The 17,052-nt window shown below is 39.4% G+C and carries 14 protein-coding genes; 7 read left to right on the forward strand and 7 right to left on the reverse strand.

Going from position 1 to position 17,052, the window contains the following annotated elements:
* Nucleotides 1-3: 3 nt before the first annotated feature.
* Nucleotides 4-3,783, reverse strand: a complete 3,780-nt coding sequence (locus DD649_RS04950; RefSeq protein ID WP_294104209.1) for a translocation/assembly module TamB domain-containing protein — start codon at nt 3,781-3,783, stop codon at nt 4-6.
* On the reverse strand, nt 3,780-5,522 hold the full coding sequence (locus DD649_RS04955; RefSeq protein WP_336429354.1) for an autotransporter assembly complex family protein: 1,743 nt from the start codon (nt 5,520-5,522) through the stop codon (nt 3,780-3,782). The genes DD649_RS04950 and DD649_RS04955 overlap by 4 nt, the downstream gene beginning before the upstream one ends.
* Nucleotides 5,523-5,673: 151 nt before the next feature.
* Here DD649_RS04955 and msrA point away from each other — a divergent pair, with 151 nt between their 5' ends.
* Nucleotides 5,674-6,303 carry a peptide-methionine (S)-S-oxide reductase MsrA gene (gene msrA, locus DD649_RS04960; protein WP_294104212.1) on the forward strand — a complete coding sequence of 210 codons (630 nt, stop codon included), beginning with the start codon at nt 5,674-5,676 and terminating at the stop codon, nt 6,301-6,303.
* Between the two features lie 435 nt (nt 6,304-6,738).
* The gene (locus DD649_RS04965; RefSeq protein ID WP_336429357.1) at nt 6,739-8,121 is read left to right on the forward strand and encodes a hemolysin family protein; all 1,383 of its coding nucleotides are present in this window, start codon (nt 6,739-6,741) and stop codon (nt 8,119-8,121) included.
* Between the two features lie 117 nt (nt 8,122-8,238).
* Here the strand turns inward: DD649_RS04965 and DD649_RS04970 are convergent, their stop codons facing one another.
* Entirely contained in the window at nt 8,239-8,445 is a 207-nt protein-coding gene (locus tag DD649_RS04970; RefSeq protein WP_294104215.1) for a DUF1107 domain-containing protein, read from the reverse strand.
* Nucleotides 8,446-8,759: 314 nt separating this feature from the next.
* On the opposite strand from DD649_RS04970, the gene DD649_RS04975 reads away from it, so the two are divergent.
* On the forward strand, nt 8,760-9,320 hold the full coding sequence (locus tag DD649_RS04975; RefSeq protein ID WP_294104217.1) for a YtfJ family protein: 561 nt from the start codon (nt 8,760-8,762) through the stop codon (nt 9,318-9,320).
* A gap of 196 nt (nt 9,321-9,516) precedes the next feature.
* Here the strand turns inward: DD649_RS04975 and qseC are convergent, their stop codons facing one another.
* Together qseC and qseB are read right to left on the reverse strand one after the other, a co-directional pair.
* Nucleotides 9,517-10,866, reverse strand: coding sequence for a quorum sensing histidine kinase QseC (qseC, locus tag DD649_RS04980; protein ID WP_336429360.1), 1,350 nt, complete (start codon nt 10,864-10,866; stop codon nt 9,517-9,519).
* Complete coding sequence (gene qseB / locus DD649_RS04985) at nt 10,863-11,525, reverse strand: quorum sensing response regulator transcription factor QseB (protein WP_336429362.1); 663 nt, start codon at nt 11,523-11,525, stop codon at nt 10,863-10,865. Before qseB ends, qseC begins: the two co-directional genes overlap by 4 nt.
* A 177-nt stretch (nt 11,526-11,702) precedes the next feature.
* Between qseB and DD649_RS04990 the strand changes: the two genes are divergently transcribed.
* From DD649_RS04990 to mqo, 4 genes are all read left to right on the forward strand, one after another.
* Nucleotides 11,703-12,131 (forward strand): NirD/YgiW/YdeI family stress tolerance protein, encoded by a 429-nt coding sequence (locus tag DD649_RS04990; protein WP_294104223.1) that lies wholly within the window; start codon nt 11,703-11,705, stop codon nt 12,129-12,131.
* A 163-nt stretch (nt 12,132-12,294) separates the two neighbouring features.
* Nucleotides 12,295-12,885 (forward strand): NUDIX domain-containing protein, encoded by a 591-nt coding sequence (locus DD649_RS04995; RefSeq protein WP_294104227.1) that lies wholly within the window; start codon nt 12,295-12,297, stop codon nt 12,883-12,885.
* A gap of 461 nt (nt 12,886-13,346) precedes the next feature.
* Nucleotides 13,347-13,739, forward strand: coding sequence for a cupin domain-containing protein (locus tag DD649_RS05000; RefSeq protein WP_294104229.1), 393 nt, complete (start codon nt 13,347-13,349; stop codon nt 13,737-13,739).
* A gap of 12 nt (nt 13,740-13,751) precedes the next feature.
* Nucleotides 13,752-15,245 carry a malate dehydrogenase (quinone) gene (mqo, locus tag DD649_RS05005; protein ID WP_294104232.1) on the forward strand — a complete coding sequence of 498 codons (1,494 nt, stop codon included), beginning with the start codon at nt 13,752-13,754 and terminating at the stop codon, nt 15,243-15,245.
* A gap of 50 nt (nt 15,246-15,295) precedes the next feature.
* Here mqo and cysQ read toward each other — a convergent pair whose 3' ends face one another.
* Both cysQ and fklB read right to left on the reverse strand, forming a co-directional pair.
* A complete protein-coding gene (gene cysQ / locus DD649_RS05010; RefSeq protein WP_294104233.1) occupies nt 15,296-16,036 on the reverse strand; it encodes a 3'(2'),5'-bisphosphate nucleotidase CysQ in 741 nt (246 codons plus the stop codon).
* A 154-nt stretch (nt 16,037-16,190) separates the two neighbouring features.
* Complete coding sequence (gene fklB, locus DD649_RS05015; RefSeq protein WP_294104236.1) at nt 16,191-16,811, reverse strand: FKBP-type peptidyl-prolyl cis-trans isomerase; 621 nt, start codon at nt 16,809-16,811, stop codon at nt 16,191-16,193.
* Between the last annotated feature and the right edge of the window lie 241 nt (nt 16,812-17,052).

The following is a 17,052-nucleotide window of genomic DNA, read 5'->3' on the forward strand; positions in this document are numbered from 1 at the left end:
AATTTAAAACTCAAATTGATAAAGGAGATCCAAGGCCTGGTTTACACCAGACACCGCTTCCAAATAAAGTTTTGGCATTAAACGATAGCGCAGAGTCAATGTTGCCAATGAGTCAAATATCCCAACGCCGTATTTGACTTGTAAGTCATTGGTAATTTTGCCACTCACCACAACTTGGGAACCATCTCCCACACCTTGCGTATCAACAGCCAAATCAGATACACCAAATGTTTCACCAATTTTACCCACTAACTGCCCGCTCTGTGCAACACCAAGGCCAATTAGCATAGATGTCATTTGGGAGCCATTTGCATCACCGCTATCCAAACCTTCCCCTCTTAACAAATAGGATAGTGCTTCTTGCTGTGATTTAGTGGGTTCTGAAAATATCTCTACTTTCGGTTTGTCTGCAAGCCCTGTGACTCTAACACCCGCAACGACATCATCTGCCGTATTATCTGGATTACGAATCGCTTCCAGATTTAAAAATGGCTGATCAGCGGGGCCTGAGAACTGAATTAAACCTTTACGTACGAGCAAATCTTGCCCATAGGCACGAAAACGACCTGTAGGAATATCGATTTGTCCGTTTAGGCTAAGTCCCTGTTTACTCTGCGTAACTTTTAATAAACCTGTTAATCGGGCTTTTAACCCAAATGCATCCAACCTAACGTCATTACCAATTTTAATATCCAAATTTGTTTGGATAGGAATCGAAGGTGCTTTTTCCTCAATTGGCTGCAAGTTACTATCAAGCATAACGACATCAGAGGAAGCACTAACCGCTGACTCAGGCAGTTCTTGCACTGTAATACGAGCCCATGGGATTGTCACGCTCCCATTTAAAACCAGTAACGTAGGTGATGCTTCAAAAACTAAATCAGGTTGCACATCAATTTTAATCATCGGTGGCAAGGAAACACGTAAATTGTTACCTCGAGCCATGATTTTTGCACGCCACGCATCTACGTTACGCCAATCCGCCTCACCATCGATATTCAGATAACCTTCTGGCGTATTGATTTGCCCACTCATCACCGAACTTGCCCCATTAAACGTCACACCTAAACGACCACTTTTAATGTCAAATGGGATCATGGCTGATTTAATTTCTAAGTTTGATAAAGATAAATTACCATTCATCAATGGGTTATTAGCAGATCCCCCTAAACGCAAGTTCGCATTCAAGCTACCGTTCGCGACTTCTTTATGCCCTAACATGGGCTTGATTAAATCCAATGTAATTGAATTTATTTCAATGTTGCCTGCTAGCAAACGGCGCTTTTCTAAATCAGAAATTTGAACGTTGCCTTTAAGCTGCCCGTTATTCGCTATCTTAAATAACCAATTAAGGTCAGCTTTACCATTTTTCAAGGCCGCGCTTAGTGTGAGAGTTTGAAATTCAAATGGTAACCGAGTGCCATCCACGAATTGTGTAGCTTTAATACCATCACCTTGAAGATCAAGTTTCACTTGCGGTAGACTGCCACCTTCTTTCCAAACCGCATTTGCTTTACCACTAAAGACGCCATTTACCCGCGTATCTTTTGGCATAAATGGCTTAATCATCGCTAAATCAAAGCGTTCTAATACAATATCGGCACTACCACTCTTACCGGCTTTGATAGGCTTAGGTACACACAAACGTGCATTTGGGTTTACCCAGCAATGTGTTCCAATCACCACTTCCTGTGTTTGATTCGTATAATTTAGCGACATGGCTTTATTTAATCGCCATTCGCCCACGACAGTATCAAACAAGGTATTGTTAAGATTACCTTTCCAAATCTCAGTGTTTCTATCAAAACTGCCCGCTAGGGTAAGTTGCCCTGAAACTGGCTCACCTTTCATATTTAATTTTAAGGTATGTTGTTTCTCGCTGCCTTTCGCATCTAAGGTCAAGTTACTGATAACGATATCTGCTTGCCTTAACTGACGCAATACAACAGATAACTCCCCCTTAATTTGCTCGCCCGTCGCAACATCCCCTTTGATAACCACATTCTCGATTGATAGGCTGTCTTGCCACCTTACATTACGTCCCGTGATATTGGCGACGGCTTGAGGCGTTTGTAAATTACCGCGTAATTTAATATCACCGGCAATTACCCCCCCTAATCCTGGCAATAGGCCATTTAGTGCGGGCGCATTAATTTTTGCATCTAAATTCCATTTATCCGCCAGCGATCCTTTAATATCAACGTTATTTTTACCTAACGCTAAATTGAAATTGGGAATATCCCATTGGCCTGCGGCATTACCTTTAGCTTGTCCACGTGCTTTTAAGAGATTATTTTTAACATTACCGTCGAGGGCAATTTCAGGGATTTCAAGCTGCCAACTACCACCATATAAACTGCCACGAGTCGCCACTTTACCATCGACTTTTGCCGGCCATTCAGGCCATTGTTTAGCTGTATTAATTCCCGATAATGTCAATACTGCATTCCAGCTAATAGCTTTGCTCCAATCCGCAACGCCTGTAATATCAGCATTCCCTTGTAATGCAGCTAAACGCAAACGCGTTAAATTGATTTGTTCTTCATTACCTTTGGCATCTAACATTAAGGTTGATGGTGGTAAATCTTGCCCTGTAATTGCAGAGCGTAGAGATAAATCGTAAGCTGATGGGCGGCCATTTAGGCGTAAACGTGTTCCATCAAGCTGATATTGCGATTCTCCGACTAGCGGCCAAGCCAACTTATCACTTTCGAGCGTAAGCAATATTGGGAAATCAGCCTGACTCAAATCTGTTTCTGCCTCTAATGTGGCATTAATCGGACCGTTTAAATTCAGTGCTAATTTGAGCTCATCTAACAAGCTACCTTTTAGCGATAAATCAACTTTCTGCCCATTGAGATCCTCTAAACGGCTTTCCCCCACCACAGAAATAGATACTGGCCACTTATCTTTTAATGTTGCAGTTCCTGATAAAGCTAAATTACCTTCAGGCGCATCTACTTCAAGCTGTTTTAATAATACATTTTGCCCATCATTTGATAGGCTCAAATAAAGGCGATTGATCGTAAGGTCAGTACTGCCTTTCAATTGAAAATTAGAGGCGTTAATACCTTCAACATTGAGGTCTACTGGTAAAATTATCTCAGGTAATTGCGCCAGCAATGGCTTAGCAAATAAGGCTTTTAGTTCATCACCTATCGATTTCTGTTCATTGATAGGTATTTCTGTAACCGGTGCCTCAGCTTGTTCTTTCGCAGCCTCTTCCATTACCGGTAAATTAATTGCTAAATCAATAATATCGGTTGGAATAATAGTCATGGCCTTTTTCTGCCACGTTATCCCTGTCGAGAATTTCGCTAAATCAATCGTCATTCCATCCACATTGACATGAGTTGAAACCAACGATAACTGATTCAAGCGAATAGTCAGTGGTGCATTTAAGGCTGTTAATGGCTCCGATGGCGGTGTTTCTTCTGAAGGAGGGAATGCGGTTGTATCGATATTAACGGTAACATTATCAGTAGAAAGTGTATCGATGCATACTTCACGGCGAGTTAAACAACCTAAACGTAAGGCCAAATGAAGTTTTTGCGCATTAACATCAACACCAGGCATTTGATATTGCACACCCGATAACGTTAAATTACTAATATCCCCTTCAATTGATTGGATCTTTAGTTCAGGCACCCAACGTGTGGCCGAATTTAAGGCAAAATGTAAACCTGATTGTGTTCCCAATACCCAGCTTAGAGCAGCAATAATAAGAACTAGAATTAATAAAATGGAAATACTGATCCATTTAAACCACTTCATCCATTTCATAGTTCTGTCCCCAAACCGATGTAAAACTGAATTTTGTTATTATCAGGATCGCCAATCGGTGTTGCGAGGTCAAATTTGATAGGTCCAACAGGAGATACCCAACGCAGTCCGATACCGGCACCCGTTTTAAAATCACTGGTTTTAATATCATTCACGGCTTCACCGGAATCAATAAAGGTCGCCCCCCACCAATTACCCGTAAAATTGTATTGATATTCCATCGAACCGACAGCTAATTTAGAAGCGCCCGTCAATTTACCCTTGCTATCTTCAGGCGAGATTTTTTGATAACCATAACCGCGAACACTACCATCACCACCCGCAAAGAAACGTAGGTCTGGTGGTACTTTGTCAAAAGCATTGGTTTCTATCCACCCTAAATTACCACGCAAGATAAAGCGGTGGCCTTCCCATGGTGTTCTGATCCACACATGCTTAGTTTGTAATACAAGAAAATCAATATCTGAACCCCAAATTTTATTTGAGTAATCAATTGAATAACGTTGGCTATCACCCCATGTTGGCATGACGCCACCACGCTGGCGAATACGGCTCACATTGGCGCCAGGATAAAGCAACATGGTAGTATTTGTGATATCTGCTTGGGTAAAGCTACTGAGCATCCAACGCATATTCACGCCATATTGCCAACCCGTTGAATAGTCCCAGTTACGCGAAACGTTTAATGTCGTGGTATTAGATTGAGTATCGTTTAAATCGGTACGTTTAAACCCGCCTTGAACGGCATAGTATTGTTCGAGTGGATTCGCTTTTAACGGAATTTTATAGCTTGCATCAATAAGTTGCTCTGGCTGAGACAAGCTAATACTGGAAGATAAACTTTGCCCGCGAGAGTTAACCCACGGCTTATTCCACGTTGTTTTTACACGAGGCCCCACATCAGTACCATAACCGCCCCCGAGCTCAATGAAGTTTTGTGCCCGAGGCGTCATCACACCGTCCATCGGTAATTCGTCTGTATTCTCTTCTCTCGCTTTAGCAATATTGGGTGTCACAATCGCAGAATTAAACCAACCAGTTTCAGCCAACCTACGGTTAAATTCAGCCAATTGCTCAGAAGTATAATATTCACCCGGTTTAAATGGAGAAAGGTTATTTAGATAGTCTTCACGGATTTGTGAACCTTGATAAGAGATTGATCCAAAACGATAGCGTTTACCACTATTAAAATCAAAATCCCAATAGGCCGCATGATTTTCAAGAGAAATACCTAGCTGGCTTTTCTCCATGACGGCATCAAAATAACCTTTACGAACAGCAAGACTACTAAACTTACCTTTAAAATCCTCATACTCGCCATCATTCTGGATAGTACCGTCCTTAGGCGTATTACTTTTGATCATCTTTTCATAATCTGAATCTGTCTTCGCCGCACCTTCTAATTCCACTTTCACACCTTGAACTAAAATAGGTTCTCCTGGCGTAACTTTTGCTGTCAATATTGAACGCGCGGGCGGTGTTTTTTCCTGATAACTAAATTCAACCGTAGGTTCATAATAGCCAAGAGGCTTTAAACCTTCTTTAATAGCTTTTTCTACCCTTGCACGAAAACGTCCATTTGGTACGACTTCATCTTGTGAAATATTAGAAAGTTGCACTCGCACATTTTGATTTAGTTGGCCTTCAAGTCCTTCAATATTAAGACGAAGATTCGCAGCGTACACCACAGGCACAGCCACAGTTAAACACAGAAAACAGATGATAGGGTATTTCGACACGCCTACTCCTAAGGTGATTGATAGATTGACTAAAGGCTTCAGATTAATTTATTTTGAGTAAAATTGATCATAGACACAAGTTTTTATCCCATTTTTTAACTTATTTGTGCGCTCACAATATTTATCTCAACGCAAATGTATAGGAATTATTATGTCTTCTAATAAATTTCACGCAGTTAATAACTCGCAAGCTCTACCAGGTAGACAAGTTGCTATAGCGCCCTCACCATACCATGCGGTGAACCATCATTCGATTGAGATTATTCCTAAGAATGCGGAAACTGCGTACTTTGCTATGGGCTGTTTTTGGGGAGTCGAGCGCTTATTTTGGCAACAAGCAGGCGTTTACTCTACATCTACAGGCTATTGCGGTGGGATCACGCCAAATCCAACCTATGAAGAAGTATGCTCTGGACTCACTGGACACGCGGAAGCCGTACGCATTGTATTTGATCCGCAAGTCATCAGTTATGCTCAGCTATTAACTTTATTTTGGGAAAATCACGATCCCGCTCAAGGTATGCGCCAAGGTGGTGATATTGGTACGCAATATCGCTCAGCGATTTATACTGTATCGGATGAACAATCTGCATTAGCAGAAAAAACGCTACAGGATTATCAACAAGCAATGATTAAACAGAATGATAATCGCCCAATTACCACTGAAATTGCACCCCTTGATGTATTTTATTTTGCTGAAGATTATCATCAGCAATATTTATACAAAAACCCAAATGGTTACTGCGCATTAGGTGGGATCGGTGTTTGTTTACCACAATAGCCTTTCCTTTGATTTTATTAATATTCTAAATAATTCAAATTGTAGCTAGTCGACAAATGAAAGCGTCTTGGGGAGCATACATAAGTATGTGACCTAAGCGATTGAATGTAGCCAACAACGCTACAGCTTGAATTTAGAATTTAAATATTCTAAATAATTCAAATTGTAGCTAGGCGGCAAATGAAAGCGTCTTGGGGAGCATACATAAGTATGTGACCTAAGCGATTGAATGTAGCCAACAACGCTACAGCTTGAATTATGACGAATATATAGCCAGACAATTTAACCTAATGCTATACTGGCGCGACTACTCATATACTTCGCGCATATTGCGCTACAATATATTTACGTACTTAATATATTTATATATTCGAAACGATACCTTCAGGGCTTTGTTGAATGCAATAAATTCCTGAAGGAGTGTCTGGATAACTTATGCTTAACAGTTTGCTGTTTGTTCTTTTATTATGTGCAATAAGCGCATTTTTTTCTTTGTCAGAAATATCTCTGGCCGCCTCTCGCCGCATTAAACTCAAACTTATGGCTGATGAAGGCAATATTAATGCCGCTCGAGTCCTAAAGTTACAAGAAATGCCGGGAATGTTTTTTACTGTTGTTCAAATTGGTCTCAATGCCGTAGCTATCTTAGCTGGTATTGTGGGGGAATCCGCATTTTCCCCCGCATTACAAGGGTTCTTTATTCAGTTTTTATCTCCTGCATTGGCACAACAAATCGGTTCCATTCTCTCTTTTGCCATTGTGACAAGTTTATTTATTTTAGTCGCTGATTTAATTCCTAAACGTATTGGCATGGTAAAACCTGAAGCGATCGCTATGCGTATTGTTAATCCGATGCGCTTTTGCCTGCTGCTACTGAGCCCATTAGTCTGGTTTTTTAATGGATTAGCAAACCTGATCCTCAAATTATTTAAATTACCTATCGCTCGTAATGAAGATATTACTTCTGATGATATTTTTGCGGTGGTTGAAGCGGGTGCTGTGGCTGGTGTTTTACGTAAACAAGAGCATGAATTAATTGAGAATGTATTTGAACTTGAATCACGAACCGTTCCATCTGCGATGACGCCACGTGAAAGTATTATTTACTTTGATAAACATGAATCAGAAGACAGCATTAAACATAAAATTTCGACACAGCCCCATTCAAAATTCCTTGTCTGCTCAGATGATATTGACCATGTCATTGGTTATGTCGATTCAAAAGAATTACTTAATCGCGTTCTAAACGGTCAAAGCCTAGGCTTGCAAGATGGTGTACATATTAGAAGTGCCCTGATGATCCCTGATACACTTTCACTATCGGATACATTAGAAGCATTTAAAGCCAATGCCGTCGATTTTGCCGTTATTCTAAATGAATATGCACTCGTGATGGGTATCATTACTATCAATGATGTAATGATCACTTTAATGGGCGATTTAATTGGGCCAAACCCGGGGCAAGAAGAACAGATTATTGCTAGAGATGAAAATTCTTGGCTAGTCGAAGGTGGAACACCTATCGAAGATGTGCAAAGAACATTAGATATTGATGATTTCCCTGACTTTAGCAATTACGAAACAATTGCGGGTTTCATGATGTATCGACTCAGAAAGATGCCTAAACGCACTGACTATGTGAAATATGCAGGTTACAAGTTTGAAGTCGTTGATATTGATAATTACAAAATCGACCAGCTATTAGTGACACGTATTACAAATGCTCCGGCACCTGTCATTGTTCAACCTGGAAAAAACAGTACAGAAACGGCTAACACCAAAAAGCAAACCAAAGATAGCGATAATAAACCAGCCTGATAGCAAAGCCATTTCTTTCAATGCGCCACTTTTGTGGCGCTATTATTAATCAAACTAACTATTTTGTTACTTTAGCTATTTGACTAATAATTCAACTATTAATCTAATCCTAACGCCCTATCCAAGCTCTGTGCGCAGTAAAAGCACCTGCTTGTTAACTTCACTCATGACATTATAGTGGCGCTTATCACTAACCTTGGGTGGTAAAATCTTCCCATAATTAAACTCAAAAGCTCCGAAATCCTTTATATAGAGTCTGCCACTGAAGAGGGTTTTGACATAAAGAGCAATCTTAAATGGGTTGTAGCGGTTAAAAATTTTCATTAGAACTTTTCTCCCCTATGTTCTTTTGCGGTCGTTCTCTTACGGTATCCGTTAATTCATACTGTTACTAATCATAGACCAGTAATTCAGCTTTTGGTTCTAAAATTGCAATTTTATTCAATTCACTGACAGAAAATGACACTGTAAAATATCTGAAAATACCCCGACAAACCTTGTGTTTATGCTGAATTTTAAAAAAATGTTAATTTTCCTCTTGCAACTCATCCGATGAGCTATGCTATAAGTATGAGTACAAAAAGCATGATTTTTATTCACAAAAATCAACAATCAAAACGATAACTAAAGGTACCCCTATGATAAGAAAATTTTTACTTTTGATCTGTTTGCTTGGACTATCCTCGGCGGTATTAGCAAGTAATATACTGACAAATCAATCACTTCCTTCAGTTTCTGTCACCGATAAAGGTGAGCTAATATTAAATAATGAAGATAAACTAGATTACCAACCGTGGAAAAGCCAACAACTCATCGGGAAAGTTCGTACTATTCAACATATTGCAGGTCGCTCATCTGCGAAAGAGCTTAATAACCCATTAATTGAAGCAATTAAGCAAGCCAAACTACCTCATGATACCTATCAAACAACCACAATCATCAATACTGACGATGCTATCTTTGGCACTGGTGTGTTTGTTAAAAATAGCGTTGAGGACAGTAAAAAAGAGTTTCCTTACTCGCAATTTATTGTTGATAGCGATGGTGTGGTAAAAAGTGCATGGGAATTATCACCTGAGAATTCGGCAATTATCATCTTGAATAAACAAGGAAAAGTATTATTTTTCAAAGAAGGCGCTCTCAGCCAACAAGAAGTTGATAAAGTACTTGGATTATTAGTCTCTGAACTTGCTAAATAGACAATAATTAACATCACAAGAGCATACTCTATTATTTTTAGCCGATGACTTCTTTAGGTTTAAGTTTACCTCAAGGAAGTCATCTCAATTTTTACAGTCAGTCATGCTAAAATACCCTTATATTAAATATGCATAATTATTTCTATTTTGTTAATAATCAAGCAAAGTAATAATATCAATGTGACTGTATTTAACATCACCCCCAGTATATTTTCACGCAAAAGCCTCCCGCTTCAACATTTGAAAATAACAGCCGCATGTGATGTAGCTGTGCAATACGTTTTGCAATCGACAATCCTAAACCGCTACCCGTTTTTTCTTGTCCCGGTGGTCGATAGAATCGCTCTCCAAGCCGACTGAGCACCTCTGGTGGGACTGTATCACCATCATTTTTAATCTCAAGATGGTCACGAAAAAGTATCAACTCAATTTTGCCTTTTTCTTTACCATAACGAATTGCGTTATGGAGTAAATTTCTTAATAAAACAGACAATAAAAGTTGCTGACCTTGAAATACGGGTGGTTCCTTAATAATGATTGTTTCAAATGTTACTTGGTTAGCGCGTGCTTCTGCTGCTATGTCGCTAGCTGACGACTCAATCAGATTTATCCATGATAATTGCGCAACATCTTCCAACTGAGTCGATGATTCCAATCGTGACAGCATCAATAATTGGTCGACTAACCGACTTGCTCTATCAATCCCTTCCGATAAATTAGCTACCGCATGTTCTCGAATAGCGCGATCATTTCCGGCAATTTGTACAACTTCAGCCTGAACTTTAAGCGCGGCAAGTGGACTACGTAACTCATGGGCTGCATCAGAAGTGAATTGACGTTCACGTACAAACATGTGATTAATGCGTTCAAATAAACCATTGAGTGCATCTAATATGGGCTTTGCTTCACTAGGGATCTTTGGCACTTTAATTGCGGTTAATTCATCAGGTTTACGGTCAACTAACTGAGTTGCAACATCACGCAATGGCTTTAATGCACGAGTCAATAGCCCTAAAAATAAAACCAACATGATAGGCAATGCCACTAACCAAGGAATAAACTGAGCAATCATGATATCTGCTGCCATTTCTTGCCGATATTCCCATTCTTGTCCTACCACAATGATATATTGATCATCGAGTGATTTTAACCAGACAAAACGCCACGGATCTTTACTGTCTTTAATGAAACCTTCAGTGAATCCTTCTCGCTTAAATTGAAATGGTATTTTTTTACCATTATCACCATCATTGAGTACCATTTCGCCGCTTGGTGTAAAAATAGCAAATGCTAAGGCATCATCATCCTGATCGCCTCGATTTTTACGCAATAATTTTTTAGTTTTCACGAGTGAAGGCTGGCTAAGTTCAAGATCTGAGGGTAATACAGATAACCGCTTGGCAAAAACCATTTGCTGAGTATCAAATAATTCATTAATCGTTTTATAGGTTTGATACCATGCGAGAGAGCTCGCAATTCCCCAAGTCATTAAAGCCAGTAAAAGTAGCGTTAAGGTTAATTTCAGTCTCAAACTAAATGTTTTCATTGCTCATCACCTAATCGATAACCAACGCCATGAATAGTTCTAATAAATTTATTACCTAACTTGCGTCTTAAATGGTGTATATGCACTTCAACTGCATTGCTGGAAACTTCTTCGTCCCAGTTATAAAGTTTTTCTTCGATCAGTGCCCGCGAAAGTACTTTATTAGGGTTATGTAAAAAAAGTGATAACAATGCGAACTCTTTAGCCTTAAGTTGAATGGGTTCACCCTTCATCGTGACGGTCATTGCAACGGGATCCAGTTCAACATCACCGTGAGTCAGTTTAGGAGAAAGCTGGCCACTACGGCGTCGATTTAGCGCTTGTAAGCGTGCAGCAACCTCAACTAGAGCAAAAGGTTTGCAAAGATAATCATCAGCGCCTTGCTGCAACCCTTGGACACGCTGATCCAACGCATCTCTAGCCGTTAAGATTAAAACGGGTTCATCACGACCTTCTTTTCGCCAATACTTTAAAATATCCATTCCATCTATTGCGGGAAGTGAGAGATCAAGTACAACCGCATCATAAGGAGCATCAAATAAAGCTACCTGCCCTTGTTTTCCATCCATAAACCAATCAACGGTAAAACCTAACTGCGTTAACCCCACCTTTAAACCATCCCCAATTAACCTGTCATCTTCGACCAAAAGAATTCGCATTTTTTCCTCCATCTCGGAATATTGGTATATTTATATTATAATATTAAGGATGACTAGCTATTATTAGCCAAATTAAAAATATATTTTTTTAATTTGAGTTCTTAAGATCCTGTTAAGATTTACCTGCTTTAATACACTCCATAAAGCAAGTTTACGTTATTAACGGAGATAATACTGATGAAAAAATTACCTTTAATTGCCTTAATCGCTGCACTCGCTGCTGCCCCTGTTCTTGCTGCTACTAGTAATGCGAATAATGTTGCTAATGGTGGATTTAATGGCCCTGGCACGGTGACAAGTACACCGAATCAATCAACTCAAACGGGTGGATTCTCAGGACCAAACAATAGCGAAACTACTGTCGCTAAAGCACTGGATATGTCAGATGACAGCTGGGTTATTTTACGTGGTAATATTGTTAAACAGTTAGATAATAAACATTATGAATTCACTGATGGTACTGGCTCCATTACACTAGAAATCAGTCCAAAACGCTGGAACGGAGTGAATGTCACCCCGACAGATAAAATTGAGATTCGTGGCAAAATCGATAAAGATTGGAATTCAAGAGAAGTTGAAGTTAAACAAGTTCAGATAATTAAGTAAATGATTAAAATCTAGTTATCTTTAACAACTATGGCAAGGTGACGATATAAATAGTCACCTTGCCTTAATCATACCGCCTATAAGATCTCATCTCTCACCTATTCCCCCTTTCTAACAACAGTGCTAAATTATTTGTTATTAATAGGTCAGTTAAGGTAGCAAGATGTCTATAAAGCAGCCTCAAATCCGTAATATCACTGAAAAATTACTTTCTGATAACTGGTATATTCTCAAAAAATTTACTTATGAACTTCAGCGAAGTGATGGAAGCTGGCAAAAACAAGAACGTGAAGTTTATGATAGAGGCAATGGCGCTGTCATACTGCTATACAATAAAATAAAAAATAGCATTATTCTTATTCGCCAATTTAGGATGCCAATGTACCTCAATGGCTACCCTCATTTATTAATCGAAGCTCCCGCAGGGTTGCTTGATAACGCTTCTCCAGAAGAAAGAATTATCGCTGAAGCGGAAGAAGAAACTGGTTTTAAAATCAATAAAATCGAAAAAATTTTTGAAGCCTTTATGAGCCCCGGATCGGTAACTGAAAAACTCTATTTTTATATTGCTGAATATAATGATATCGATCGTCAAAGTTGTGGAGGTGGGCTCGCAGAAGAAGGTGAAGATATTGAAGTTTTAGAATGGCCTTTTCCCAAAGCTTTAGAGGCGATTAAAAATGGTGAAATTGTCGATGGCAAGACCATTATGTTAATACAACATTTAGCGCTCAACACAATTTTAAAAAAATAAATTATCTGCGCTTCATTAAAAGACAATTTTATTATATTTAACTTATTTCCCTTCTCAATAATGAAAAGGGAAATTGTCGACATATTTTATTATCACTTGTATATTCGCAATAATCCATTAAAGACGGTCTTTATTGGACTATTAATTTATCCATATAATTAATACAGTTAAAAAACCACAACTAACTGATATTAATCATTTAAATGAAAATTTAAATTTAAAATTCAACTATTTTTATCACGCATGTAAAAAAAACTAAAATATAGATTATTTTCATTGCGATACAGAGAAATAAAATCAATAATGCTTTTAAGCTAGTCTTGAAAATATCTTACATTTTTAATTTCTAACCAAAACATCAATATAGTCTTTTTATGAATTGCTTTTTATTTATAATCTATGAATGCTGATTTAGTGTTAATTATTAAGCAATATTATTCTTAATTGAGGAGCTAAATAAGATGATACGTTGTATTCGTATGTGGACAGGTGAAGATGGTAATTCCTTATTTGAAGAAGGTAGCCTAGAACTCAATAAAGTCGCAAATGCAGAGGGAGATAGCCAAACTCCAAATATCGCTGCTAGCGCGCTCTCTTTTCGTGAAACTGTATCTGGTGGATCATTTGACTGGCACAAAGATCCCGTCCCTCGTTATGTCATCACCCTTACAGGTACTTTAGAATTTGAAACCAAAGATGGTTCCACCTTTATTATAAAGCCAGGTGATATTTTACTGGCGCAAGATAATACAGGTACAGGACATAAATGGCGGCTCATTGGTGATGAACCATGGCGTCGTGCTTATGTTATGTATCAAGAAGGGACAGACTTGTGTTTCACACCTGCTAAGTAATAGGAATTTTTCATGACAAAACCTATCTCAGAAAATGTTGATATCGCCCTCGTTGGCGCGGGTATTATGAGTGCCACACTCGGCACTTTTCTTAAAGAATTAGAACCTTCATTAAATATCGCCGTATTTGAAAGACTGAATGACTGTGCGCAAGAAAGTTCTCACCCGTGGAATAATGCGGGAACAGGTCACGCGGCTAACTGCGAAATGAATTATACGCCACCGAATCCCGATGGTACTGTTGATATCAGTAAAGCTCTTGAAGTTAATACTGAATTCGATCTATCTCGCCAATTATGGTCATACCTTGTCTCTAAAGGAAAAATCAAAAACCCGCGCGATTTTATACACCCCTGCCCACACATGAGTTTTGTTTGGGGTGAGGATAACGTGAAATTTTTACAACAGCGTTATCGTCAAATGTCAGCGCACCATTGCTACCACAACATGGAATACAGTGACGACCCTAAACAAATAAATGAATGGGCGCCACTTATTATGGAAGGGCGTGATCCAGAAGAAAAAATTGCGGTCACTCGTGTCACCACTGGCGCAGATGTTGACTATGGCGCACTCACCCACTTATTGATGGCTCAACTTAGTGAACAAGAAGGTTTTGCACTGCATTACAAACAAGAAGTCATCGATATAAAGCAAACCGCAGATGGTAGATGGAGAGTTGAAGTCAAAAACTTGCTCACCCATGAAAAATCAGTGACTTCTGCAAAATTTGTGTTTGTTGGAGCCGGTGGTCGCGCCATTGAACTGCTACAAAAATCAGGTATCCCAGAAGGAAAAGGGTACGGAGGCTTCCCAGTTAGCGGGATTTGGCTACGCTGCGATAATGAAGAAATTGCAGCTCGCCATCATGCTAAAGTCTATGGTAAAGCGGATAAAGGCTCACCACCAATGTCTGTCCCACACTTAGATACTCGTATCATTGATGGAAAGCGTTCTCTACTCTTTGGCCCTTATGCTGGGTTTTCCAGTAAATTCCTCAAACATGGCTCCTACTTGGATTTATTCGAGTCAGTAAGACCGAATAATATCGAACCGATGTTAGCAGTCGCCAAGGATAACTGGCCGCTAGCCGAATATTTAGTCGGTCAAGTATTACAAACATCAGCACATCAGTTTGCCATGCTTAAACAGTTCTACCCAGAAGCACAGCATGAAGATTGGAAAGAAGTTGTCGCAGGTCAGCGTGTGCAAATCATCAAACCTGATCACGATAAGAAAGGTGTTTTAGAGTTTGGTACGGAGCTAATTACTAGTGCAGATAAGTCATTTACCGTATTAATGGGTGCATCGCCAGGTGCCTCTACTGCGGCATTTATTTCACTGAATATATTGAAAGAATGTTTTAAAAATGAATTAGATACCAATGGATGGGAAGCTCGCTTAAAAGAGATTATTCCAACTTATGGAATCGATTTAAAACAGGATGCGAAAGCTTGTTTGGATATCCGAACAGCAACCGCAAAAGTGCTTCAATTAGATAATTAGTCTTTGTTAATAGGTTGGGTAGCTACTTACCCAACCTAAAAATCAGTTAATTAAAATAATATCACGCGAAAACCCGGATTTAAAAAAGACTCACGAGGTGTATAATCGAGTGTTTTTCCAGTCCAATCAATGACTTTAGCACCCGCACCAATTGCTACTGCATGTCCTGCGGCCGTATCCCAGATATTGGTTGGCCCAAAACGTGGATAAAGCTGAGCTTTACCTTCTGCGACTAAACAAAACTTAAGCGATGAGCCAATTTCTACCGTCGTATGCTCACCCATTTGAGTCAAATAGTCCATCAACTCACTATCTTGATGAGAACGACTGATCACTATGACGGGTGGTTTGGCATCATAGACATGAATGGGTAGCTTCTTTCCACCTTCTTCTTTCCATGCTTGATCATCTTGCGCATAGTACAGCAGCTCTTTAGCTGGCGCATAAACAACTCCCATCACAGGTACACCATTTTCTATCAAAGCAATGTTTACTGTAAAATCACCATTACGGTTAATAAACTCTTTTGTTCCATCAAGAGGATCAATCAGCCAATAGCGCTGCCAATTTTGTCTTACTGACCATTCAGGTGGATCTTCTTCAGACAATTGAGGAATATCCGGCGCGATACGTGCTAAACCTGCCTCAATAATTTTATGAGCTGCAATATCCGCATCTGTCACAGGAGAATCATCACTTTTACGCTCAACCTGTAGCGGTTCAGGTGCATTGTAGATTTTCATAATGGCATTGCCGGCATCGATAGCTAGTTCACAAATTTGTTTTAGCATTTTATCCACCTCTTTCTCTCATTCTTTCTATCAAGACTAGCAGCCCAACCAATCAAGTGCACGAAATTTAGACTATAAAAAAATCCCTCACCATTGGTTAAAATGATGAAGGATTTTATAAAAATAGCTAAAGTTGAAGATTACTCGCTGAAAATTACAGGATTTCTAACAGCTCTACTTCAAAAACAAGCGTACTAAATGGTGGAATTGATGCACCAGCACCACGCTCACCGTAAGCAAGCTCATGAGGGATATACAGCTCCCATTTAGAACCCACTGGCATCAGTGTCAATGCTTCAATCCAACCAGGGATAACACCACTGACAGGGAACTCAGCAGGTTCTCCACGTTGAACAGAGCTATCAAATACAGTGCCATTCACTAAACGACCCGTATAATGAACACGAACGCGATCAGTACGTGCAGGAATTGCACCGTCACCTTGGTTAATCACAGAAAATTGTAAACCAGATTCAGTGGTTGATACACCTTCACGCTTTTGGTTTTCATCAAGGAATTGTTGACCTTCTGTTGCCATCGCTTCTTGACGAGAAACACGAATTGCATCAGCACGTTCGTGGATTTCACGCAATGCATTATGCAATACGTCAACTGGAACTGATGGCATATTGCCTTCTAAAGCATCCGTTAAACCTGCCAAAATCGCATTTGGGACTAAACCTTCAAGTCCTGATTCCAATAATTGCTGCCCAACTTGTAGACCAATACCGTAGCTCGCTTGAGCTTCTACTGAATCAAAATTTTGGTTTGCCATGAAAATACCTGTATGTTTTTGAGAAAAAACCAAGAATAACAGCCCCTAACCTATGGGTAAACCTAAACTATAGCTATAAAGAATAAAACTCTCTATTTATGTCAGAATTTTGTATCACGGACTCAGTGTTCTCTGAAAAATAGTGTTAGGTTATTAAATTGCTAAAAAAGGGTGCTAGTATGCGTATAAATACTCTATATTTTGCTGATTAGCAGGCTATTTCCTCAATAATAAGGGAGGA

Source organism: Providencia sp. (assembly GCF_003533305.1).
GTDB lineage: Bacteria > Pseudomonadota > Gammaproteobacteria > Enterobacterales > Enterobacteriaceae > Providencia.